The following is a 21,801-nucleotide window of genomic DNA, read 5'->3' on the forward strand; positions in this document are numbered from 1 at the left end:
CTTTCGCATGCCTCAGGTCCGGCTTGATGCGGCCCCGCGGGAGCCGTGCCGTACCAATTCGTTGATTTAGCTGGATTTTGATTTCAGCATCGCGGTTGTCAATGGCACCAGAAGGATACCTCGATCGCTCAAAGTCTTGGTCCAGGCGCCGATGCGCTCGATCGAGACGGGCAGGGCGGAGGCCGTGCCGACAGCGATGCCGCGCTCGCGCGCCGTCGATTCGAGCTTGTTCAGGGCGCGGTCGATTTCGGTCGGCGTCGGCACCACGTCGATGGCGATGTCGCCCTTGCCGAACGGCATGGACTGACTCGCCGCGGCCTGGGGCGCGATGCTGCGCGGCGAGGACCCGTCGTCGAAGAAGCCGAGGCCGCGCTTGGCCGCTTCGCGGATGATCGGCTGCATCGCCGGCTCGGTCGCGATGAAGCGCGCGCCCATGAAATTGGTGAGGCCGGCATAGCCCTGCATCCGGCTCAGGTGCCAATGGAGGCGGTCCATGTTCTGGTCGGCGCTGAGCGAGGTCAGCAGCGTCTGCGGTCCCGGATCATTGTCGGGGAAGTCGTAGGGCTCCATCGGGATCTGGAGGAAGATCTCGTGGCGCTGGGCGCGGGCCCGCTCGGCGAGCTTGCCGGGGTCGGCGCCATAGGGCGTGAAGGCCAGCGTCACCGCCGGCGGCAGCTTCATGATGGCATCCAGGGTCTTGGCGGCGCCGACGCCGAGGCCGCCGATCACGATCGCGACCACCGGCATCTTGGCGGCCTTGGCGCGGTCGGCATCCGCCGCATAGACGTTGAACGGCTTCAGCCCGTCGGCGGACACCGGGATCATGCCGTAGCGCGATTTCTCCAGCAGCTTCGGATTGATCCCGGCCATGACGGGCGGCGGGGCGGACGCCGCCTCGCCCTTGTCCGCAGCATCGCCGCCGCCGATCACCACGTCGTGGCGGGCGCCGGTCGAGCCGTCGATCATGGTGATCGTCCTCTGCTCGCCGGGGGCGGCCAGCTTCGGCGCCTCCTCGCTTGCCTGCTTGCTGTCCGGTCCGTGCCCGGCGGCCGGCTTCTCATCAGTCGCCTTGTCCGTCGCGTTGGGCGCGCGGATCGCGATCCGGGTCATCGGCTCGCCGCCGAGCGGGTCCCTGTTGAAGATGGCGAAGCCGGCGAAGGTGGCGAGGAACAGGCCGAGCAGGACGGCAAGCAGCTGCATGGCGGTGAACGGAAGCCGCAGCCGGCGTTTCCGGCGCGGCTTGTCCTGTCCGAGCGGGGCGCTCAGATCGTCGGCCGTTTCAGTCATGCGAGATCCCGAATCACTCCAGCCGACGATACCACGCCGCGGTCAAGCGGCGGCAGGCCGGGATAGGACGGGGACGGCGGAGTTTCAGGCAAAAAGGGCGGCTCGAGGAGCCGCCCTTTTTCGTGAGATCGTGAGATCGCGCGTGTCGCCGACTTAGTTCGTCGACTTAGTTCGCCGCCTTGGGCCTGTCGGCCGTGGCCTTGCTGTCGCCGCCGGGCGCGGGTGCGGCGGAGGCGCTGTTCTTGATGCCGTGGAGCAGGTCGCCGGCAAGCTTGAGCGCCTTGTCGTCCTTGGCATCGGGCGGGACGTAGGACTGCGAGCCGGTCTTCTCGTCGCCGTCGTTCTTCAGATGGCCGCGCAGCGAAGCCTCGCCCTTGGTGTCGGTGCGCGACTTCAGCTCGTCGGGCACGTCCTGGAGCACCTCGATGTCGGGCACGATGCCCTTGGCCTGGATCGACTTGCCCGACGGCGTGTAGTAGCGGGCGGTGGTCAGCCGCAACGCGCCGTTGCCGCTTCCCAGCGGAATGATGGTCTGCACCGAGCCCTTGCCGAACGAGCGCGTGCCGACGATGGTCGCGCGCTTGTGGTCCTGCAGCGCGCCGGCGACGATTTCCGACGCCGAGGCCGAGCCGCCATTGACCAGCACGATGACCGGCTTGCCCTTGGTCAGGTCGCCCGCATGCGCGGTGCGGCGCTGGGTCTCCTCGGCGTTGCGGCCGCGGGTCGACACGATCTCGCCCTTCTCCAGGAACGAGTCGGAGACGGTGACCGCTTCCTCGAGCAGGCCGCCCGGATTGTTGCGGAGGTCGATGATGTAGCCCTTGAGCTTGTCACCGATCTGGTTCGAGAGGTTGGAGATCTCGCGCTTCAGACCCTCGGTGGTCTGCTCGTTGAAGGTGGTGATGCGGATATAGGCGATGTCGTCCTGCTCGACGCGCGCGCGCACCGAGCGGACGCGGATGTTGTCGCGCACCAGGGTGATGTCGATCGGATTGTCCTGACCCTTGCGGATGATCTTGAGCTTGATCTTGGTGTTGACCGGGCCGCGCATCTTCTCGACGGCCTGGTTGAGAGTCAGGCCCTGCACCGCCTCGTCGTCGAGATTGGTGATGATGTCATTGGCCATGACGCCGGCGCGGGAGGCCGGCGTGTCGTCGATCGGCGAGACCACCTTGATCAGGCCGTCTTCCATCGTGACTTCGATGCCGAGGCCGCCGAACTCACCGCGGGTCTGCACCTGCATGTCGCGGAAGCTCTTGGCGTCCATGTAGCTCGAATGCGGATCGAGGCCGGTGAGCATGCCGCTGATGGCGGATTCGATCAGCTTGGTGTCGTCGGGCTTCTCGACATAGTCGGAGCGCACGCGCTCGAAGACGTCGCCGAACAGATTGAGCTGACGATAGGTGTCCGCAGTGGCGGCTCGCGCGCTGGAGCCCATGAACACCGCGCGCGGCTGGGTCACGAACAGCGTCAGCGCCGCACCGGTGGCGGCGCTGAGGAGGATTACTGAAGTCTTGCGCATCATCCGCGAACCTTCTCGCCTTCATTTGCGGCCCACCATGGGCCTGGATCGATTGGAGTGCCGTCCTTACGGAACTCGACATACAGCACAGGTTGACTCGCGTTCGTGGCGAGAATGGAGGCGACTTGAGATGTCGACCCCATGGTCGCGACCGGCTCCCCCGTGAGCACAAACTGTCCGATGTTGACCGAAATGCGCTCCATCCCGGCGATCAGGACATGATACCCGCCCCCGGCATTGAGGATCAAGAGTTGTCCATAGCTGCGGAATGGGCCGGCATAGACCACCCAGCCGTCACACGGCGTCGTGACCTGGGAGCCGGGCCTAGTGGCCAGCGAAATGCCCTTCTGAACCCCGCCGACCCCGTCGGAACCGCCAAAGTCCCTGATCTTGTTACCGTTAACCGGGAGAGGCAGGAGGCCCTTGGCCGACGCGAAGGCGATCGCCGGGGTCGTGCGGGACCGGTCCTTGAAGGCGGCCGGACCGGACTTGGCACTCGTATTGGCGCTGGCGGCCTGCTTGGCTTCGGCCTGCCTGGCGGCCTCAGCCGCCTTCTCCGCGGCCCTGGCGGCGCTTTGCAGATCCTGCTCCATCTTGGCGATCAGCCCCTGGAGATCGCCGACCTGTCTCGAGAGCGCGATGGCGCGCGAATTCTCGGCATCGAGGTCCTTCTCGCGTGCCGCCTGCTGGCGCTGCCGCTCGTCGACCAGGGCGGTGAGTCGGGTCTGGTCGTTGCGGACCTTGTCGCGGTCGGCGGCGAGCTGGTCGCGTTCGGTGGCGATGGTCTTGCGCAAGGCCACGAGCTCGCCGAGCTCGCCCGCGATCTTCTCGGCACGGCCACGCAATTCCGGCACGACGGCGCCGAGCAGCATCGCCGTGCGCAGCGATTGCAGCGCATCTTCGGGCCGCACCAGCAGCGCCGGCGGCGCGCGCCGGCCGGCGCGCTGCAAGGCCGCCAGCACCTCGACGATGTCGGAACGGCGCGAATCGAGCGAGATGCGCATCTGTTGCTCGCGGTCGTTCAGCGCGCGCAGTCGCGCTTCTGCCTCGTCGATCTTGGTCTCCACGGTGCGCACGTTGGCGGCGGTCTCGATCAGCTGCTGATTGAGCTGGGTGCGGTCCTGGCCGAGCGCGGTGATCTCAGCCTTGAGCTTGGCCTGCGCTTCTTCCGCACTCTTCTGCCTGGCGCGCGCGGCCTCCAGCTCCTGCTCACGCTGCTTGATCGCGTCGGGCGAGACGGCTGCGGCCTGCGGCGCCGGCGTTGCCATCTGGGCTTGCGCGAGGCTGGCGCCGGCGACGTTGGCGATCAGCAGCAGGTTGAGAATCGGCGCTCGCATCGCTTCTCAGCAAAGTTGCTCGTTGTGGCGCGCATCACGCGCGGTGATAGGGATGGCCGGCCAGAATGGTGGCGGCCCGATAAAGCTGTTCCAGAAGCATGACGCGGACCATCTGGTGCGGCCAGGTCGCAGAGCCGAACGCGATCGCGAGCTTGGCCTTACGGCGCAATTCGGGCGAAAGTCCGTCCGCCCCTCCGATCACGAAGACAGTATGTCCGGCGCCTTCGTCGCGCCAGCGCCCGAGATGCCGTGCGAATACGGTGGAATCGAGATTCTGGCCGCGCTCGTCCAGTGCCACCAGGATGGATCTCTCCGGAACATGCGCTGAGATCGCCGTGGCCTCTTCGGCCATCCGTGTCGCAGCATCGCGCGCGCGGCTCTCGGGAATTTCGTGGATGCTGAGCTCGCGGAATCCAAGCTTGCGGCCGGCCTCGTCGAACCGCTCGAAATAGCGATCGGCAAGCTCCCGTTCGGGGCCCTGCTTCAGCCGGCCCACCGCAATGACAGCAACACGCATGATATCTTCAGGGTCTGATATCTTCAGGTCGCGCTTCGAGACCGCGCGCAACAAGCGCGCGCACGACGCTAGCATGCGCGTCAGCCGATTCGAAATCGGCTCAATGAGCCTAGATCGCCTTCGCCGCCCCTGGGCCCTGCGTGTACAATCGCTCGAGATTGTAGAACTCGCGGACCTCGGGTCTGAACACGTGCACGATCACGTCGCCGGAATCGATCAGCACCCAGTCGCAATTGGGCAAGCCCTCGACATGGATGTTCTTGATGCCGTTTTCCTTGAGGCTCTTGGTGACGTTTTCCGCGATCGCGCCGACGTGCCGGTTCACCCGGCCGGTGGTGACGATCATGTAGTCGGAATACGCCGATTTGCCGCGAAGGTCGATGGTGACCGTCTCTTCCGCCTTCATGTCCTCGAGGCGGGAGAGGATCAGGCTCAGCGTCTTGTCGGCGTCGGGTTGCGCCTTCAAGGCCGCAGCTTTGGTCGATGTTTTACGCGTAGGCTTGGCAACCTTGGGTAAAACAGGCTTGGACAATACAGATGTGGTCAGGGACCATTCCTTTCACTGTATCGCGAACGCCGAATCCGACGCTCACTGGTTACACTACATCATGTGGGGTTAAGGGTTTCAATATGCCAGAGAGCCTCCAGCCCGCACACTTCGTCTCACTTCGTACCTTTCCAGCTGCCGTCCGGGTTCCGCAGGCCGGTCGAGGAGAGGTTCAGCTTCAATCCGGTCAGGAATACCCAGGCCGGAGCCCGTCGATCCGCAAGCCCTGCCGCCTTGTCCTCCGGCAGACGGTAGCGCGATAGCGCCTGAGCGGCAGGCGAGCCGAGGGCGCGAAAACTCTCCGGGGGGCGATCGATGATGGCCATTGGCACCTGGGCGGCGATGCGCCGCCAGTCCTGCCAACGGTGGAATTGAGCGAGGTTGTCGGCGCCCATGATCCAGACGAAGCGCAAGCCAGGGAAGCGGCGGCGCAAGGTGTTGATCGTGTCGATAGTATAGCGGGTGCGAATGACGGATTCGAGACAGCTCACCTCGATGCGCGGATCGTTGGCGACGTCGAGCGCGGCCTGCATGCGCGCGCCGAGCTCGTGCAGCGTGCCGTTCTCCTTGAGCGGATTGCCGGGGGTCACCAGCCACCAGACGCGATCGAGCTGCAATCGCTTGAGCGCAAACCGGCTGATCGCGCGATGCGCCTGATGCGGCGGATTGAAGGAGCCGCCGAGCAGGCCGATGCGCATGCCCTCCGTGGTGGGCGGAACTGCTTGCGCCACGGAACGCGGCACGACGAATTTGCTGCTCAATGCCCCGCCTCGCGACGTCTAGGGCCGGGTCTGCCCGGTGCCGTGGACGCGATATTTGAAGCTCGTCAGCTGCTCGGCGCCGACCGGGCCGCGGGCGTGAAACCGGCCGGTGGCAATCCCGATCTCGGCGCCGAATCCGAACTCGCCGCCATCGGCGAACTGCGTCGAGGCGTTGTGCAGCACGATCGCGGAATCGACCTCGCTCAGGAATTTCTTCGCCGCACGCTCATCGGCGCTCACGATCGCGTCGGTGTGATGCGAGCTGTGGTTCTGGATGTGTGCGATCGCGCCGTCGACGCCGTCCACCACCTTCGCCGCGATGATCGCGTCGAGATATTCGGTGTCCCAATCGTCCTCGCTGGCAGGCTTGACCCGTGCATCGGTCTTCTGCACGGCGTCGTCGCCGCGTACTTCGCAGCCGGCGTCGAGCAGCATCTCGACCAGCGGCTTCAGGTTCGCAGCAACGGCGGCGCGGTCGACCAGCAGCGTCTCGGCCGCGCCGCAGACGCCGGTGCGTCGCATCTTGGCGTTGAGCACGATCGACTTCGCCATGGCGAGGTCGGCGCTGCCGTCGACATAGACGTGATTGACGCCTTCGAGATGCGCGAACACGGGCACACGCGCTTCCTGCTCGACGCGCGCGACGAGGCTCTTGCCGCCGCGCGGCACGATCACGTCGATCGCGCCGTTCAGGCCCGACAGCATCATGCCGACCGCGGCGCGGTCGCGCGTCGGCACCAGCGTGATCGCGGCCTCGGGCAGGCCGGCTTCGCGCAGGCCCTGCACCAGGCACTCATGGATGGCGCGGCACGAACGAAAACTGTCCGAGCCGCCGCGCAGGATCACGGCATTGCCCGACTTCAGGCAGAGCACGCCGGCATCCGCCGCAACGTTGGGCCGGCTCTCGAAGATCACGCCGACGACGCCGAGCGGCACGCGCACGCGCTCGATGGTCATGCCGTTCGGCCTCTGCCAGCTCTCGGTGACGACCCCGATCGGATCGGCGATGCCGCGCACGATGCCGATGCCCTCGGCCATCCCTTCGACGCGCGCCGGGGTCAGTGTCAGGCGGTCGATGAAGGAGGAGGTGGCGTTGCCGGAAGCGCGGGCCTCCGCAACGTCCTCGGCATTGGCAGCGAGAATCGCAGCAGAGTTTGCGCGGATCGCCCGCTCCATGGCCTCGAGCGCCCGGTTCTTCTGCTCCGGCGGCGCCAGCGCCAGCACGCGCGCGGCAGCGCGAGCACGGGCGGCGAGATCGGACATCAGCGCCAAGAGATCGCCAGCTCGATCGGCATTGCCGTCAACGGCTTTGAGGGGGGCGGCCATGGGGTTCAACCTTCTGCTAAGGTGGTATCCTAGCACGGAAATCCCGCTTTTGCGAAGGGTGGGGAGGGTATGGCTGGTCTCCCGATGGCGGGCCAGCTGGTTCAGTGGCCCAGTCCAATCGCATTCCGCGGCGGTGCGTCAGCACCGAAATGTCGAGATCCCCCGGCGCGCAGGTGCGGTCTGGTCCTTCGGGCCATCCCGGAATGACGGAGCAAAGGGGCTACCCGCCCACGACCAGATCGTCGCGGTGAATCATCTCCGATCGCCCGCTGATGCCAAGGATGGCCATCACGTCCGGGGAGGAGCGGCCCTTGATCCGCTCGGCGACCTCGGCGTCGTAGGCGATCAGGCCGCGGCCGACCTCGCTGCCGTCAGGGCCGCGCACGATCACGGCATCGCCGCGGGCGAACTGGCCCTCGACCTTGATCACGCCGGCGGGCAGCAGGCTGGCGCCGGCGCGCAGTGCGGTCACCGCGCCGGCATCTATGGTCAGCGTGCCCTTCGGCTCCAGCGTGCCCGCGATCCAGCGTTTGCGCGAGGTGATGGGATTGGCCGGCGTCAGGAACCAGGTGCAGCGGCCGCCATCGGCGATCGCCTGGAGCGGATGCTCGATCTTGCCGGAGGCGATCAGCATGTGCGTGCCGCCCGTCGTGGCGATCTTGGCCGCCTCCACCTTGGTGCGCATGCCGCCGCGCGACAGTTCGGACTCGGCGTCGCCCGCCACCGCCTCGATCTCCGAGGAGATGCTCTCGACCACGGGAATCAGCTTTGCGTCCGGGTTGTTCTTCGGCGGGGCGTCGTAGAGGCCGTCGATGTCGGACAGCAGCACCAGCAGGTCGGCGCTCGCCATCGTGGCGACGCGCGCGGCGAGGCGGTCATTGTCGCCGTAGCGGATCTCGTTGGTGGCGACCGTGTCGTTCTCGTTGATCACGGGGATCGCGCGCCATTCCAGCAGCTTGCCGATCGTGGAGCGGGCGTTGAGATAGCGGCGGCGCTCTTCGGTGTCCTGGAGCGTCACCAGGATCTGCCCGGCGCCGATGCCGTGGGCGCCAAGCACCTCCGACCAGATCCGGGCCAGCGCGATCTGGCCGACGGCGGCTGCGGCCTGGCTCTCTTCCAGCTTCAGCGGGCCGCGCGGCAATTTGAGCCGGCTGCGGCCGAGCGCGATCGAGCCGGAGGAGACGACGAGGACGTCGCGTCCTTCCTTGTGCAGCTTGGCCATGTCGTCGGCGAGCGCGGCGAGCCAGGACGCCCGCACCTCGCCCTTGTCGGAATCCACCAGCAGCGCGGAGCCGACCTTGACGACGATGCGGCGGAATTGACTGAGTTCGGGGCTGGCCATGTGTGTATGTGCTGGCGCGTGTGACGAATGGCTCTGCATCGAGAAACGGCGGAGCGAAAGGCGGCGCCGGTGAGGCCTGCTTTTGCAGCATGACGATGGCCGGCGCAAGGCGGGCGACAGGGTAAACGGCCGACGGCGGCCTTGTCTTGGACGCCGTTCCGGTTCTAATGCCGGCAACCAAAAACGAGGCTGGAGAGGAAACGTATGGACCGACGCAAATTCATGGCCGGATGTCTGGGGCTGCCGCTGCTGGCCCAGGCGGGCGAGGCGCAAGCGCAGGCCGGGCTGAGCAAGATCATCTTTCCCTTCGCGGCCGGGGCCGGCGGCGATACGCTGTGCCGTCTGATCGCACAGGAGATGGCCCCAGTGCTGCAACGGACCATCGTGGTCGAGAATCGCACCGGCGGCGACGGGCTGATCGGCATCAAGGCGGTGAAGGGCGCAAGCCCCGACGGCAGCATGGTGCTGGTGACGACGGGACCGACCATGTACCTGCTGCCGATGGTGGAGACGACACCGAGCTTCGACACCGCCAAGGATTTTGTGCCTGTATCGCTGCTGGCGCGGTTCGAATTTGCGCTGGTGATCAACCCGGCGGTCGACGCCACCGATTTCAAGAGCTTTGTGACGTGGCTCAAGGCGCATCCGGACAAGACCTCGTTCGGGGTGCCGAGCAACGGCACGATTCCGCATTTCATGGGCTCCAAGCTCGAGAAGGATCTCGGTATTCCCCTTACCCGCGTGCCCTATCGTGGCAGCGCGCCCATCCTCAACGACCTCGTCGGCGGCCACATCTCGTTCGGCATCACCACGTTGGCCGACGCGCTGCCGCAACATCGCGCCAGGGGCGTGAAGATCATTGCGGTCTCGAGCGTGGAACGTTCGCCCTTTGCGCCCGACGTGCCGACTCTGAGGGAGAGCGGCATCGATCTCGTTGCCGATGCCTGGTACGGCATGTGGCTTCCCGCCGGCAGTCCGCCGGATCTCGCCAGCAAGCTCGGCGCCGCCGCAAGCGCCGCACTGGCCAAGCCCGAGGTGAAGGAAAAGCTCACCGCGATCGGGCTCATTCCGGTCGGCTCGACACCGGACGGATTGACGAAGGAGCTCGCAGCGAACATCGCGTCGTGGCAACCGATCGTGAAAGCGACGGGATACAAGATCGAGAACTGAGGCCTTGCTCGCACGACGCTCCGCCGTCATGGCCGGACTCGTCATGCCCGGGTCAAGCCCGGGCATGACGGCATTGAGGCAGTTGCGCCCCGGCTTGGCCTAACCCGACGGGCCCGTGTCCTCGATGATCGGTCCGAACAGCTCCCAGCGTTCGCCGTTGAACTTCATCATCTGCATCTGCTTGTTGACGCGGTAGTCGTTCGGCCCGGTGGTGATCTTGATGCCGGGCAGCGCCAGGCTCGGCGTGTAGCCCTTGATGTTGGCGGCCTGCTTCATCACGTTCTCGCGCGTGAGGTCGTCGCCGCATTGCTTCAAGACCTGCACCAGCAGCTCGGCCACCGAATAGGCATAGGTGTTGATGGTGTTGAGCTTGTCGCCCTCCGGGAAATACTTGTCCATGAAGGCGAAGAAGGCCTTCACGCCCGGATCGTCCTTCCACTGGGGATCGCCGGGATCCTTGCCGTAATTGGTCGAGATGATGCCCTTGGAGATGTCGAGGCCGGCCGGCTTCAGCGTCGCCGACACCGGGCTCGCATTGATGTCGAGGATGTGCACCGGGGTCCAGCCGAGATCGGCAAGCTTCTTGATCGCCTGCGCCGCGAATTTCGGCGTCGAGGCATCAAAGAACAGATCGACCCCCATCGACTTCAGCTTGACCACCTGGGAATCGACGGTCGGGTCGGTGACTTCGTAGGAGACCTCGCCGACGATCATGCTGGCGGCCTTGTCGCCGAGGCCGCTCTTGAGGCCGGCCAGATAGTCGCGGCCCATGTCGTCGTTCTGGTAGAGCACGCCGATCTTGGCGTTGGGATGCTCCTTGAGAATGTATTTGGCGTAGATTCGCCCCTCGGACACGTAGTTGGGATTGTAGGCGATGGTCCAGCGATAGTTCTGCGGATCGCTGAAGCGCGCGGCGCCGGTCGAGGCGAGGAGTTGCGGGACCTTCTTGCCGTTGAGGTACTTCTGCACGGCCGCGTTCGCGGCTGTGCCGATCAGCTGGAAGGTGAACAGCACTTCGTCGCCCTCGACGAGCTTGCGCACCTGCTCGACGGTCTTTGGTGGCGAATAGGCGTCGTCATACTGGATCAGGTTGATCTTGCGGCCGTTGATGCCGCCCTGATCGTTGATCATCTTGAAGTAGGCGGCCTGGGTCTTGCCAATATTGGCGTAGACGGAATAGGCGCCGGAGAACGGCACGGTCTGGCCGATCTTGATCTCGGTGTCGCTTGCACCGGTGTCATACTTCTTCTGGGCGAGGGCCTGGCTGGTGGAGACCACGAAGGCGAGCGCCGCCGTGGCAGCTATGAAGGCTCTGCGATTGTTCATGTTGGGCTGTTCCTCCTGACGGAATTTTCGGCCGACGGTCTTTCTCCGTTGATTGCAACGGTCGCCATCGCTGCCGAAGATTGTGGAGGAAGGTTCGCCGCTACGCAAGGATCGCAGCGCTGCGCCGTAGCGTCTCAGGCCAGGAAGTCTTCGGTCAGGGACTCTTGGGTCAGGGTGTCTTGGGTCAGGGAGTCTTGGGTCAGGCGTCTCAGGCCAGGAACAACGCAGCCAGCGCGACCGCCGCCGGCAGCGCCTGCACCATCAGGATGCGGGGGCTGACGGTGGCGGCGCCATAAGCGCCGGCTACGATCACGCAAAGCAGGAAGAACGTCTTGACCTGAAGTCCAAAGGCGGGGTTGCCGTGCACGAGGCCCCAGACCAGGCCGGCAGCCAGGAAGCCGTTGTAGAGGCCCTGATTGGCCGCCAGCACCTTCGTGATCTCGGCCTTCTCCGGCGAATTCCGAAACACTTTCAGGCCCAGCGGCCTGTTCCAGAGAAACATCTCCAGGATCAGGAAGAAGACGTGCAGTGCCGCGACCAGCGCCACCAGGACATTGGCGATCAGGTTCAAGGTGAGCTCCCCCAAAGCGTCAGCTTTCGGGTGGACGCTAGCACGGCCGGCATGGCAAGTGCGATGGGTGTGTTTCGATTGCCTGGTGACGCAATGCCCGCTCGATCAACCAAGACGCCTGAACGCTTCGGCCTCGATCGCCTGGCGACGCCGATCGGGGTCGCGTTGCTTGTCACCGATGCCGAAGGCGCGTTGCGCGCGCTCGACTGGGAGGATTACGAGCACCGCATGCGCGGGCTGTTGCGCCTGCATTACGGCGCGGTGGATCTGAGTAATCAGCCTGCGCCCGCGGGTATGCGGACGGCGTTGTCCGGCTATTTCGAAGGCGAACTCGGTCGGCTGTCGGGCATCGCGTGGCGCATCGCCGGCACGCCGTTCCAGCAAAAGGTCTGGACCGCGCTTGCGCAAATCCCGGCGGGCGCCACGCTGAGCTATGGTGCACTCGCCGCAAGGATCGGCATGCCCAAAGCCATTCGCGCCGTTGGCCACGCCAATGGTTCCAACCCGATCAGCGTGGTGCTGCCTTGCCATCGGCTGATCGGTGCAGATGGTTCACTGGTGAAGTACGGCGGCGGACTGGAGCGCAAGCGCTGGCTGCTGCGGCACGAGGGTGTGGAGGTGTAGGCCTCTCCGCTCACGCTGCCGGCTGAACCGCCTTGTCGCCGGCCATCACATGGGTCAGCGCGCTCTTGATCGCGGCCTGCCGCGTCGGCGCGTTGATCTGCGCGCCCAGGAGGTCGGTGACGTAGAACACGTCGCGGGCGCGTTCGCCGAAGGTCGCGACATGGGCCGAGGCGATGTTGAGATTGAGCTTGGAGATTGCCGTGGTCAGCTCGTAGAGCAGGCCGGGCCGGTCGAGGCCGGAGACCTCGATCACGGTATAGCGGTCGGACCACTGGTTGTTGATGGTCACTTCCGGCTCGATCACGAACGGCCTCGCCTTGCTGCGTACGGTGCGCCGCGCCACTGCTTCGGGCAGGCGCAGCTTGCCCTCCAGCACGTCCTCGATCATCTCGCCGATGCGCGTGGCGCGCCGGCCCTCGTCCTCGTCGCGGTCGTATTCCCGGGAGATCGAGATCGTGTCGAGCGCGCGACCGTCGGTCGTGGTGTAGATCTGGGCGTCGACGATGTTGGCGCCGGCCGAGGCGCAGGCGCCCGCGATGATCGACAACAACCAGGGATGGTCGGCGGCGAAGATCGTCAGCTCGGTGACGCCGCGCACCTCGTCGAAGCCGACATTGATTGCGAGCTTGTGGCCGGCCTGCTCGCTGGAGCGGACGAAGCGGGCGTGGCGGATCTTGCGCGGCAGCTCGACCTTGAGCCAGTAGGCTGGATAGTGTCGGCCGATATAGGCATCGAGCTCGTCCTTCGGCCATTCGGCGAAGGCCATGCGGAACTCGGCGTGCGCGGCGGCAAGGCGTTTTCCCCGGTCGACTTCCGAGAAGCCGCCTGTGAGCACCGGTTCGGTCTCATAATATAGCGAGCGTAAAAGCTGCGCCTTCCAGCCGTTCCACACGCCCGGGCCGACGCCGCGGATGTCGGCCGTGGTCAGGATGGTCAGGAGCTTCATCTGCTCGACCGACTGCACCACGGCGGCGAAATTCTCGATGGTCTTGCGATCCGAAAGGTCGCGCGACTGTGCGACCGTGGACATCGTCAGATGCTCCTCGATCAGCCATGCCACGAGCTCGGTGTCGGCCGGGCTGAAGCCGAGCCGCGGGCAGAGCCGTCGGGCCACCTTGGCGCCGGCGATCGAGTGATCCTCGGGCCGCCCCTTGGCGACGTCGTGCAGCAGCGTCGCGATGTAGATCACCGCGCGGTGCTCGGGCCGGGTCTTGCGCATCAGGTCGCTGGCGAGCGCGAACTCCTCGATGCCGCCGCGCTCGATGTCCTGGAGGAAGCCGATGCAGCGGATCAGGTGCTCGTCGACGGTGTAGTGATGATACATGTTGAACTGCATCATCGAGACGATCTTGCCGAAGGCGCGGATAAAATGGCCGAGCACGCCGGTCTCGTTCATCCGCCGCAGCACGATCTCCGCGTTGTCGGAGGTCAGGATCTCCATGAACAGCCGGTTGGCCTCGGGACTCTCGCGAAGCTGCGCGTTGATCAGGCCCAGCGACCGCGTGACGTCGCGCATCGCATCCGGGTGGAAGGCGAGGTTGTTCTTCTGCGCCAGGCGGAAGATGCGGATCAAATTGACCGGGTCGTGCTTGAAGACGTCGGGCGCGGCGACGTTGATGCGGTTGTTGTCGACGATGAAGTCGTCGCTGTCCGGGACGCGCCGCTTCACCGCGCTCGGTCGCAACCGCGCCATCATCCGGCTCAGCACCGGGGCGGGCTTGGCCTGCTGGTCCTCGAGCTTGGCGCAGAGGATGGCGGTGAGGTTGCCGACCTCCTTGGCGACCAGGAAGTAGTGCTTCATGAAGCGCTCGACGTCCTGCATGCCGGGATGCGAGGTGTAGCCGAGCCGCACCGCGATCTCGCGCTGGAGGTCGAAGGAGAGGCGCTCTTCGGCGCGGTTGCAATAGAAGTGCAGATTGCAGCGCACCGACCAGAGGAAATCGGCGCAGCGGCGGAAGCTGCGATATTCCTGCGCGTCGAACACGCCGCGCCCGACCAGCTCGTTCGTATCGCGCACGCGGTAGACGTATTTGGCGATCCAGAACAGCGTGTGCAGATCGCGCAAGGCCCCCTTGCCGTCCTTGACGTTGGGCTCGACCAGATAGCGCGACTGGCCGCCGCGGCGGTGCCGCTCCTCGCGCTCGGCGAGCTTTGCGGTGACGAATTCCGACGCGGTGCCCTGCACGACTTCCTTGTCGAAGCGCTCGACCAGCTCCTCGTAGAGCGGCTTGTCGCCGGTGAGGAAGCGCGTCTCCAGGATCGCAGTGCGGATCGTCATGTCGCCGCGCGCCTGCCGGATCGATTCGTCGACCGAGCGCGTGGCGTGGCCGACCTTCAGCCCCATGTCCCAGAGGCAATACAGGATCGCTTCGGCGACCTGCTCGCCCCAGGCGGTCTGCTTGTAGGGCAGGATGAAGAGCAGATCGATGTCGGATTCCGGCGCCATCAGGCCGCGGCCATAGCCGCCGGTCGCCACCACCGCCATGCGCTCGGCGCCGCTCGGGATCGGCGAGCGGTAGAGATGGCGGGTCGCGGCCGAATACAGGATGCGGATGATCTCGTCCTGCACGTGGCACAGCCGCTCGGCGCAGCGCCGGCCGTGACGGTCCTTCAGGAGGATTGCCTGCGCGGCCGCGCGCGCCGCGATCAGCTCCGCCTTGAGCAGTTGCGCCATCGCCGTGCGGAACGCGTCCTCGCGCCCCTGGTAATTTTCGGCAAGCGCATCGACCGCGGCGGTGATACGCGCGGTGTCGAAACGATCGTCCACCCCGGCCTTCTGCTCAGTCGCGATGCTGTCCATGTCTCTCCGGATATAAGAGGTGACAGGCGCTGTCACGAGACATTCGCGAGAGGGCCACAGATGGGCCTGGCTGCACAGGTGGGAGGGGCGCGGGGCCGGTCTCGATGGTCTGACGTAACATAATGAATATGCTGGATTTTCGGATTTGAGCTCCGGGCGTTCATGGCAGCTTCGATCAATCATGGGCTGACACGAAACGGATCGCCTTCTATACCGCTCGTCAGATGCGATTTTTCCGGGAGAGAACGAGATGGACGCTGTCCAACTGCGCCAGATGCAAGCCCCGATCAAGGAGCGCTACAAGACCGATCCCAACGCCGCGCTGATCACGCTGAAGGCCAAGGGCTCCACCGATAGCGAAGGCATCGCCTGCAAGGTCGAGACCGGGCGCGCCATCGCAATGGCCGGTCTGCATCCGGGCACCGGCGGTTCCGGCCTCGAACTCTGCTCCGGCGACATGCTGCTCGAAGCCCTGGTCGCCTGTGCCGGCGTCACGCTCAAGTCGGTCGCGACTGCGATCGAAGTGCCCTTGAAGACCGGCAACGTCTACGCCGAGGGCGATCTCGACTTCCGCGGCACGCTCGGCATCGACAAGGAGACCCCGGTCGGCTTCGCCGAGATTCGGCTGCGTTTCGAGGTCGATACCGACGCGCCGCAGGACAAGCTCGATCTGCTGTTGAAACTCACCGAGCGCTATTGCGTGGTCTATCAGACCATCAAGAGCGGCCCGAAAGTCTTGGTGTCGCTGCAGCGGATGTGAGGAGCGAAGGTCGCTACTCCACGGATGGTGTCGTTCCCGCGTAGGCGGGAACCCATAACCTCAGGCCGCCGTGACTTCGGACGGTCGTCGCTCCAGCTCTAGAACCACAACGGCCTGTGGTTATGGATTCCGGGCTCGCGCTTCGCGCGCCCCGGAATGACGGATAGAATGTCTCTCGACCTCCATTTCCTCCTCTTCCTTCTTCTGCGCATGGCGATCGCGGCGGCGTTCGTGGTGACGGCGTCGATCGTCACCGAACGCTCCGGGCCGGTGATTGGTGCGCTGGTCGCGACCCTGCCGGTCTCGGCCGGTCCCTCCTACGTCTTCCTCGCGATCGATCATGACGCCGCCTTCATCGCGCAGGGTGCGCTGGCGAGCCTGCCGGTCAATGCGGCGACGATCGTTCTCGCGCTCACCTATGTCGTGCTGGCGCAGCGACATGGGCTTCTCGTGAGTTGTGGAAGCGCAATCGCGGTCTGGATCGTGCTTGCATCGATCATCCGCCAGTTCGACTGGTCGCTTCCCGCTGGGCTCGCCGTCAATTTGATCGCGTTCGGCATCTGCATTCCGCTCCTGGCGGGCTATCGCCATGTGAAGATGCCCCTGGTGACGCGCCGCTGGTACGACGTGCCCATGCGCGCTGCGCTGGTTGCGACCCTCGTCGCCATCGTGGTCTCGACATCGAGCTGGGTCGGCCCTCGCATCAGCGGCATCATCGCGCTCTATCCCGTGGTGTTCTCCAGCATCATGGTGATCCTGCATCCCCGCATCGGTGGACCGCCGACGGCCGCCGTGCTCGCCAACTCCGCCTGGGGCCTGCTCGGATTTGGCATGGCCATCGCCGTTCTGCACGTTGCAGTCGTGTGGTTCGGGTCCGCGATCGGTTTGAGCTTCGCGCTCGGCACTTGCGTCGTCTGGAATCTGACGCTGTGGGGGATTGGTCGGCGCGCGGTGCGCAAGGCGCGGCCGACGCCGTGAGACTACGGATCAGCGCGCCGCCGTGTCGCGAAAAGTCATGTCCGGGAATATCTATCTCATGCTCGAGGGCAATGCAGCGTCTTCGCAAGCCATTGAATGAGATGTGTCATTTCAAGCCGGGCCGCCGGCCGGGACTGATCGCGACGCGAGCGGAGGCCGTTCCAGGTCCCGCCAATTTCCGACACTTGTATTAGAACTTTGTTCGAGCTTTTCGCTTACGAATGACTCAGCGTACCCGCTCCGCTGTCGTCAGCGCGAACTCGTCCTAGCTGCATCCGAGTGCAGGGACTCGCGGGAATTGTCGATTTGAATACGGCTGTGTCGCCGCAACTTTTACTTCCCCTACGAGCCGTCCACGCTATTTCGAGATGGAGATTCCTTGATGTTCGGTCGCAAGTCCCACAGTGATGCACAGGCACGGCTCGACGCCATCGGCCGTTCGCAGGCCATGATCGAATTCAATCTCGATGGTTCGATCGTCACGGCGAACAAGAACTTTCTCGACGCCCTCGGCTATCGGCTCGACGAGATTCAGGGCAAGCATCACTCCATGTTCGTGCCGGCCGATCAGCGCGACACCGCCGAGTACAAGGCGTTCTGGGCTGCATTGAACCGTGGCGAGTATCAGGCGCGCGAGTTCAAGCGGATCGCGAAGGGTGGCCGCGAGGTCTGGATCGAAGCCTCCTACAATCCGGTGCTCGACGGCAACGGCAAGGCGGTGATGGTCGCCAAGATTGCGACCGACATCACGGCGAAGAAGATCCGGAGCATGACGGATGCGTCGAAGATCGCCGCCATCAGCCGCGCCCAGGCCGTCATCGAATTCAAGCTCGACGGCACCGTCGTCACGGCCAACGAGAATTTCTGCAAGGCGCTCGGCTATTCGCTAGCCGAGATCGAGGGCAAGCATCACGGCCTGTTCGTGCCCGAGGCCGAGCGCAACGGCACCGCCTATCGCGAGTTCTGGGCCGCGCTCAACCGAGGTGATTACCAGGCCGGGGAGTTCAAGCGTATCGGCAAGGGCGGCCGCGAGGTCTGGATTCTCGCGTCCTACAATCCGCTGCTCGACGAGAACGGCAAGCCGTTCGGCGTCGTCAAATTCGCCACCGACGTCACAGCGGACAAGCTGAAGAATGCCGATCTCGCCGGCCAGATCGCCGCGATCGACAAGGCCCAGGCGGTGATCGAGTTCAACATGGACGGCACGATCATCACCGCGAACGCCAATTTCCTCGGCGCGCTCGGCTATTCGCTGGCCGAGATCAAGGGCCAGCATCACAGCATGTTCGTCGAGCCCTCGGAGCGCGATGGCGCCGGCTATCGCGAGTTCTGGGCCGCGCTCAATCGCGGCGAATACCAGGCGGCGGAATACAAGCGCATCGGCAAGGGCGGCAAGGAGGTCTATATCCAGGCCTCGTACAATCCGATCCTCGATCTCAACGGCAAGCCGTTCAAGGTGGTGAAATACGCCACCGACACCACGCGGCAGGTGCTGGTCCGCATGGGCAATGAGCGCGTCCGCGGCATGATGGAATCGGTCGCCGCCGGCTCGGAGGAGCTCAACGCCTCGGTGCGGGAGATCTCCGAGGCGATGACCAAATCCCGGGAAACGGCGATGAGCGCGGTCGAGCAGGTCTCCTCCGCCGACGCGCAGGCCCAGCGCCTCACCGAAGCTGCGCAGGCGATGAGCGGCATCGTCGAGATGATCAACAGCATCACCGGGCAGATCAACCTGCTCGCGCTCAACGCCACGATCGAGTCAGCCCGCGCAGGCGAGGCCGGCCGCGGCTTCGCGGTGGTCGCTTCCGAAGTCAAGAGCCTCGCCAACCAGGCCAAGCAGGCGACTGACAAGATCGGCGAGGAGATCGGCAGCCTCAACAGCATTTCCGGCGACGTCGTCAGCGCGCTCGGTTCGATCAAGCAGGCGATCAACAATGTCAGCGAGTACGTGACATCGACCGCCGCAGCGATCGAGGAGCAGAGCACGGTGACCAACGAGATGTCGACCAGCATGCAGCGCGCGGCCGCGGAAGCGGCAGCAATTGCGGCAAGGGCGTAGGCTATCCAGCCTGCATTTGTAGCCCGCATGAGCGCAGCGATATGCAGGACATACGTCCCCGGATGTCGCTTCGCTCATCCGGGCTACGATACCACTATTGCTTCGGCAGCCTGGCCTTCAACGCATAGAGCGCGTCCAGTGCCTCGCGCGGCGACATCTCGTCGGGGTGCAGCGCCTTCACCGCCTCCATGAGCAACTCGGCCTCGCTCGGCGGCGCGGCTTCCGCGGCGGCGCGCGAGGGGACGGCGAACAGCGGCAGGTCGTCCACCAAGGCTCGCGCGGTCTGGCCGCGGTCCTGCGCCTCCAGCTTGGAGAGCACGGATTTGGCGCGCGTGATGACCGCCGGCGGCAGGCCGGCGAGCTTGGCGACCTGGATGCCGTAGGAGCGGTCTGCCGAGCCCGGCAGCACCTCGTGCAGGAACACGACGTTGCCCTGCCACTCCTTCACCCGCACCGTCGCGTTGAACATCCGCGGCAGCTTGGCCGAGAGTGCGGTCAGCTCGTGATAGTGCGTGGCGAACAGCGTCCGGCAGCGGTTGCTCTCGTGCAGGTGCTCGATCGCGGCCCAGGCGATCGAGAGGCCGTCGAAGGTCGCGGTGCCGCGACCGATCTCGTCTAGGATGACGAGCGAGCGTTCGCCGGCTTGATTCAGGATCGCCGCGGTCTCGACCATCTCCACCATGAAGGTGGAGCGGCCGCGGGCGAGATCGTCGGCGGCGCCGACGCGGGAGAACAGACGGTCGACGATGCCGATCCGCGCGCGCGTGGCCGGCACGAAGCTGCCGATCTGCGCCATCAGCGCGATCAGCGCATTCTGGCGCAGGAAGGTCGATTTGCCGGCCATGTTCGGGCCGGTCAGCAGCCAGAGCTGACCGGACTTCTGCGCTGGCGCCGGCGACAGGTCGCAGGCATTGGCGATGAACGGCTCGCCGTTGCGCTTCAGGGCCTGCTCGACCACGGGATGGCGGCCGGCCTCGATGGCGAAGCTGAGCGAGCCGTCGACCTCGGGCCGCACATAGTTCTCGTCCACCGCCAGCCTGGCGAGTGACGTCGCGACGTCGAGCAGCGCAAAACCCTGCGCCGCAGCGCGCAGATCGTCGCTGATATCGAGCGCTTTCGCACAGAGCCGCTCGAAGATTTCGAGCTCGAGCCCGAGCGCGCGATCGCCGGCATTGGCGATCTTGGCTTCGATCTCGCCGAGCTCGGAAGTGGTGAAGCGCACCTGCCCTGCCAGCGTCTGGCGATGGATGAAGGTGGTGTTCAGCGGCGGCGACATCAGCTTGTCGCCGTGCTGCGCCGTGACCTCGACGAAATAGCCGAGCACGTTGTTGTGGCGAATCTTCAGGGCCTTGACGCCGGTATCGTCGGCGTAGCGCGCCTGCATCGAGGCCACCACGAGGCGCGAGGCGTCGCGCAGGTTTCGCGCCTCGTCGAGCGCGGGCTCAAAGCCCTGGCGAACGAAGCCGCCGTCACGCTTGATTAGCGGCAGCTGCTCGTCGAGCGCGCTGGCGAATTCGGATGCGAGCGCGCGCGACGGCCTTTGCAGCGCCGCCATCACTGCCGCGATCTCCTGCGGCGGCTCGTCCAGTTCGGAGAGCCGCGCCAGCACCTGGTCGGCGGCGATGATGCCGTCGCGGATGCCGGCGAGATCGCGTGGTCCGCCGCGGCCGACCGAAAGCCGAGCCAAAGCGCGCGACATGTCGGGTGCGCCGCGCAGGATGCTGCGAATGTCCTCGCGCGCCGCGGAATCGGCAACGAAGGCGCTGACCGCGTCGAGCCGTCGGGCGATCGCCGGGGCATCCGTCAGTGGCGCCGCCAGGCGCTGTGCGAGCAGGCGCGACCCCGCCGAGGTCACCGTGCAGTCGATGGCGTCGAGCAGCGAGCCGCGGCGCTCGCCGGCCAGTGTCCGCGTCAGCTCGAGATTGGCGCGGGTGGCCGGATCGATCGCCATGGTCGCGCCGGAAGCCTCGCGCGCGGGCGGCGACAGCGGCGGATGTTTGCCGACCTGGGTGCGGTCGACATAGGTGACGGCGGCGGCCGCGGCGGTGGCCTCCAGGCGCGTGAGCTGGGACAGCCCGTCCATGGTCGCGACCGCGAAATAGTCGCATAGCCGCTTCTCGGCGGTGGCACCGTCGAAGACATCGCGGGTCAGTGGCGTCACGGCCGGCAGCTCGCGGAGGGTCTGTCCGAGCTCGCCGTCGTTGTAGAGCGCGTCGGCGACGATCGCCTCGTTCGGGTTGATGCGCGCCAGCGTTGCGGGGAGCTCGCCGCTGGAGCATTCCGTCACCATGAACTCGGCGGTCGAGATGTCGATCCAGGCGAGGCCGAAGCGGTCGCCGCCGGCCGAGGAGCGGGCGCGCGCGATCGCCAGCAGGTAATTGTTGGAGCGCGCGTCGAGCAGCGTGTCCTCGGTCAGCGTGCCCGGCGTCACCAGCCGCACCACGCCGCGCCGTACCACGCTCTTGTTGCCGCGCGCCTTGGCCGCAGCGGGATCCTCGGTCTGCTCGCAGACGGCGACCCGGTGGCCGGCGCTGATGAGCCGATGCAGGTAATCCTCGGAGCGCTCGACCGGCACGCCGCACATCGGGATATCGGCGCCCTGGTGCTTGCCGCGCTTGGTCAAGACGATGCCGAGCGTCCTGGAGGCGATCTCGGCGTCCTCGAAGAACAGCTCGTAGAAGTCGCCCATCCGGTAGAACAGCAGCAAGCCTTGATGCGCCGCCTTGATCTCAAGGTACTGTTCCATCATCGGCGTGACGCGCGCGGCGGCTTCGGCCTGCGGCGCGGGCGTGTCGTCGGGGGGCGGGACAGGTATCGGCTGTTGCATCGTCATGGGCGGCGCAACCTACAAAATTTCGGCACCTGCTCCTATCG

17 protein-coding genes are annotated in these 21,801 nt (G+C 65.7%); 5 read left to right on the forward strand and 12 right to left on the reverse strand.

Going from position 1 to position 21,801, the window contains the following annotated elements; translation table 11 throughout:
* Positions 1 to 66 precede the first annotated feature (66 nt).
* From XH87_RS06775 to proB, 8 genes are all read right to left on the reverse strand, one after another.
* Positions 67 to 1,287, reverse strand: a complete 1,221-nt coding sequence (locus XH87_RS06775; protein ID WP_271586637.1) for a divergent polysaccharide deacetylase family protein — start codon at positions 1,285 to 1,287, stop codon at positions 67 to 69.
* A gap of 166 nt (positions 1,288 to 1,453) precedes the next feature.
* A complete protein-coding gene (locus XH87_RS06780) occupies positions 1,454 to 2,812 on the reverse strand; it encodes a S41 family peptidase (RefSeq protein ID WP_271586638.1) in 1,359 nt (452 codons plus the stop codon).
* Positions 2,809 to 4,146, reverse strand: a complete 1,338-nt coding sequence (locus XH87_RS06785; protein WP_271586639.1) for a murein hydrolase activator EnvC family protein — start codon at positions 4,144 to 4,146, stop codon at positions 2,809 to 2,811. Before XH87_RS06785 ends, XH87_RS06780 begins: the two co-directional genes overlap by 4 nt.
* Before the next feature lie 34 nt (positions 4,147 to 4,180).
* Complete coding sequence (gene rlmH / locus XH87_RS06790; RefSeq protein ID WP_158670051.1) at positions 4,181 to 4,663, reverse strand: 23S rRNA (pseudouridine(1915)-N(3))-methyltransferase RlmH; 483 nt, start codon at positions 4,661 to 4,663, stop codon at positions 4,181 to 4,183.
* Between the two features lie 109 nt (positions 4,664 to 4,772).
* Positions 4,773 to 5,129, reverse strand: coding sequence for a ribosome silencing factor (rsfS, locus tag XH87_RS06795; protein ID WP_024338888.1), 357 nt, complete (start codon positions 5,127 to 5,129; stop codon positions 4,773 to 4,775).
* A gap of 197 nt (positions 5,130 to 5,326) precedes the next feature.
* Complete coding sequence (locus XH87_RS06800; RefSeq protein WP_271586640.1) at positions 5,327 to 5,971, reverse strand: nicotinate-nucleotide adenylyltransferase; 645 nt, start codon at positions 5,969 to 5,971, stop codon at positions 5,327 to 5,329.
* Between the two features lie 18 nt (positions 5,972 to 5,989).
* Positions 5,990 to 7,297: a glutamate-5-semialdehyde dehydrogenase gene (locus XH87_RS06805; protein WP_271586641.1), complete on the reverse strand. Its 1,308-nt coding sequence runs from the start codon at positions 7,295 to 7,297 to the stop codon at positions 5,990 to 5,992.
* A 220-nt stretch (positions 7,298 to 7,517) separates the two neighbouring features.
* Entirely contained in the window at positions 7,518 to 8,639 is a 1,122-nt protein-coding gene (gene proB / locus XH87_RS06810; RefSeq protein ID WP_271586642.1) for a glutamate 5-kinase, read from the reverse strand.
* A gap of 204 nt (positions 8,640 to 8,843) precedes the next feature.
* On the opposite strand from proB, the gene XH87_RS06815 reads away from it, so the two are divergent.
* Complete coding sequence (locus tag XH87_RS06815) at positions 8,844 to 9,809, forward strand: Bug family tripartite tricarboxylate transporter substrate binding protein (protein WP_271586643.1); 966 nt, start codon at positions 8,844 to 8,846, stop codon at positions 9,807 to 9,809.
* 99 nt (positions 9,810 to 9,908) lie between these two features.
* Here XH87_RS06815 and XH87_RS06820 read toward each other — a convergent pair whose 3' ends face one another.
* The gene (locus tag XH87_RS06820; RefSeq protein WP_035702850.1) at positions 9,909 to 11,135 is read right to left on the reverse strand and encodes an ABC transporter substrate-binding protein; all 1,227 of its coding nucleotides are present in this window, start codon (positions 11,133 to 11,135) and stop codon (positions 9,909 to 9,911) included.
* Between the two features lie 208 nt (positions 11,136 to 11,343).
* Positions 11,344 to 11,700: a DUF1304 domain-containing protein gene (locus XH87_RS06825; protein ID WP_244429557.1), complete on the reverse strand. Its 357-nt coding sequence runs from the start codon at positions 11,698 to 11,700 to the stop codon at positions 11,344 to 11,346.
* A gap of 99 nt (positions 11,701 to 11,799) precedes the next feature.
* Here XH87_RS06825 and XH87_RS06830 point away from each other — a divergent pair, with 99 nt between their 5' ends.
* A complete protein-coding gene (locus XH87_RS06830; RefSeq protein ID WP_158670060.1) occupies positions 11,800 to 12,330 on the forward strand; it encodes a methylated-DNA--[protein]-cysteine S-methyltransferase in 531 nt (176 codons plus the stop codon).
* A gap of 10 nt (positions 12,331 to 12,340) precedes the next feature.
* Here the strand turns inward: XH87_RS06830 and XH87_RS06835 are convergent, their stop codons facing one another.
* Entirely contained in the window at positions 12,341 to 15,130 is a 2,790-nt protein-coding gene (locus XH87_RS06835; protein WP_271586644.1) for a [protein-PII] uridylyltransferase, read from the reverse strand.
* Between the two features lie 250 nt (positions 15,131 to 15,380).
* Between XH87_RS06835 and XH87_RS06840 the strand changes: the two genes are divergently transcribed.
* The 3 genes from XH87_RS06840 to XH87_RS06850 all read left to right on the forward strand — a co-directional run bounded on the left by XH87_RS06840 (position 15,381) and on the right by XH87_RS06850 (position 18,927).
* Positions 15,381 to 15,890, forward strand: a complete 510-nt coding sequence (locus XH87_RS06840) for an OsmC family protein (RefSeq protein ID WP_271586645.1) — start codon at positions 15,381 to 15,383, stop codon at positions 15,888 to 15,890.
* Positions 15,891 to 16,058: 168 nt separating this feature from the next.
* Complete coding sequence (locus tag XH87_RS06845; protein ID WP_035702845.1) at positions 16,059 to 16,868, forward strand: hypothetical protein; 810 nt, start codon at positions 16,059 to 16,061, stop codon at positions 16,866 to 16,868.
* A gap of 382 nt (positions 16,869 to 17,250) precedes the next feature.
* Positions 17,251 to 18,927, forward strand: a complete 1,677-nt coding sequence (locus tag XH87_RS06850) for a methyl-accepting chemotaxis protein (protein WP_271586646.1) — start codon at positions 17,251 to 17,253, stop codon at positions 18,925 to 18,927.
* A 94-nt stretch (positions 18,928 to 19,021) separates the two neighbouring features.
* Here the strand turns inward: XH87_RS06850 and mutS are convergent, their stop codons facing one another.
* Entirely contained in the window at positions 19,022 to 21,760 is a 2,739-nt protein-coding gene (gene mutS, locus XH87_RS06855; RefSeq protein ID WP_271586647.1) for a DNA mismatch repair protein MutS, read from the reverse strand.
* Between the last annotated feature and the right edge of the window lie 41 nt (positions 21,761 to 21,801).

The organism is Bradyrhizobium sp. CCBAU 53415 (assembly GCF_028128735.1).
Classification (GTDB): Bacteria; Pseudomonadota; Alphaproteobacteria; order Rhizobiales; family Xanthobacteraceae; genus Bradyrhizobium.

Excerpts from the sequence above, each read along its gene's own strand:
- XH87_RS06780 (WP_271586638.1), bottom strand. The coding sequence starts at position 2,812 with ATGATGCGCAAGACTTCAGTAATCCTCCTCAGCGCCGCCACCGGTGCG.
- XH87_RS06835 (WP_271586644.1), bottom strand. The coding sequence starts at position 15,130 with ATGGACAGCATCGCGACTGAGCAGAAGGCCGGGGTGGACGATCGTTTC.
- XH87_RS06820 (WP_035702850.1), bottom strand. The coding sequence starts at position 11,135 with ATGAACAATCGCAGAGCCTTCATAGCTGCCACGGCGGCGCTCGCCTTC.
- XH87_RS06815 (WP_271586643.1), top strand. The coding sequence starts at position 8,844 with ATGGACCGACGCAAATTCATGGCCGGATGTCTGGGGCTGCCGCTGCTG.
- proB (WP_271586642.1), bottom strand. The coding sequence starts at position 8,639 with ATGGCCAGCCCCGAACTCAGTCAATTCCGCCGCATCGTCGTCAAGGTC.
- XH87_RS06775 (WP_271586637.1), bottom strand. The coding sequence starts at position 1,287 with ATGACTGAAACGGCCGACGATCTGAGCGCCCCGCTCGGACAGGACAAG.
- XH87_RS06850 (WP_271586646.1), top strand. The coding sequence starts at position 17,251 with ATGTTCGGTCGCAAGTCCCACAGTGATGCACAGGCACGGCTCGACGCC.
- XH87_RS06845 (WP_035702845.1), top strand. The coding sequence starts at position 16,059 with ATGTCTCTCGACCTCCATTTCCTCCTCTTCCTTCTTCTGCGCATGGCG.
- XH87_RS06805 (WP_271586641.1), bottom strand. The coding sequence starts at position 7,297 with ATGGCCGCCCCCCTCAAAGCCGTTGACGGCAATGCCGATCGAGCTGGC.
- XH87_RS06840 (WP_271586645.1), top strand. The coding sequence starts at position 15,381 with ATGGACGCTGTCCAACTGCGCCAGATGCAAGCCCCGATCAAGGAGCGC.
- rlmH (WP_158670051.1), bottom strand. The coding sequence starts at position 4,663 with ATGCGTGTTGCTGTCATTGCGGTGGGCCGGCTGAAGCAGGGCCCCGAA.
- XH87_RS06785 (WP_271586639.1), bottom strand. The coding sequence starts at position 4,146 with ATGCGAGCGCCGATTCTCAACCTGCTGCTGATCGCCAACGTCGCCGGC.
- mutS (WP_271586647.1), bottom strand. The coding sequence starts at position 21,760 with ATGACGATGCAACAGCCGATACCTGTCCCGCCCCCCGACGACACGCCC.
- XH87_RS06830 (WP_158670060.1), top strand. The coding sequence starts at position 11,800 with ATGCCCGCTCGATCAACCAAGACGCCTGAACGCTTCGGCCTCGATCGC.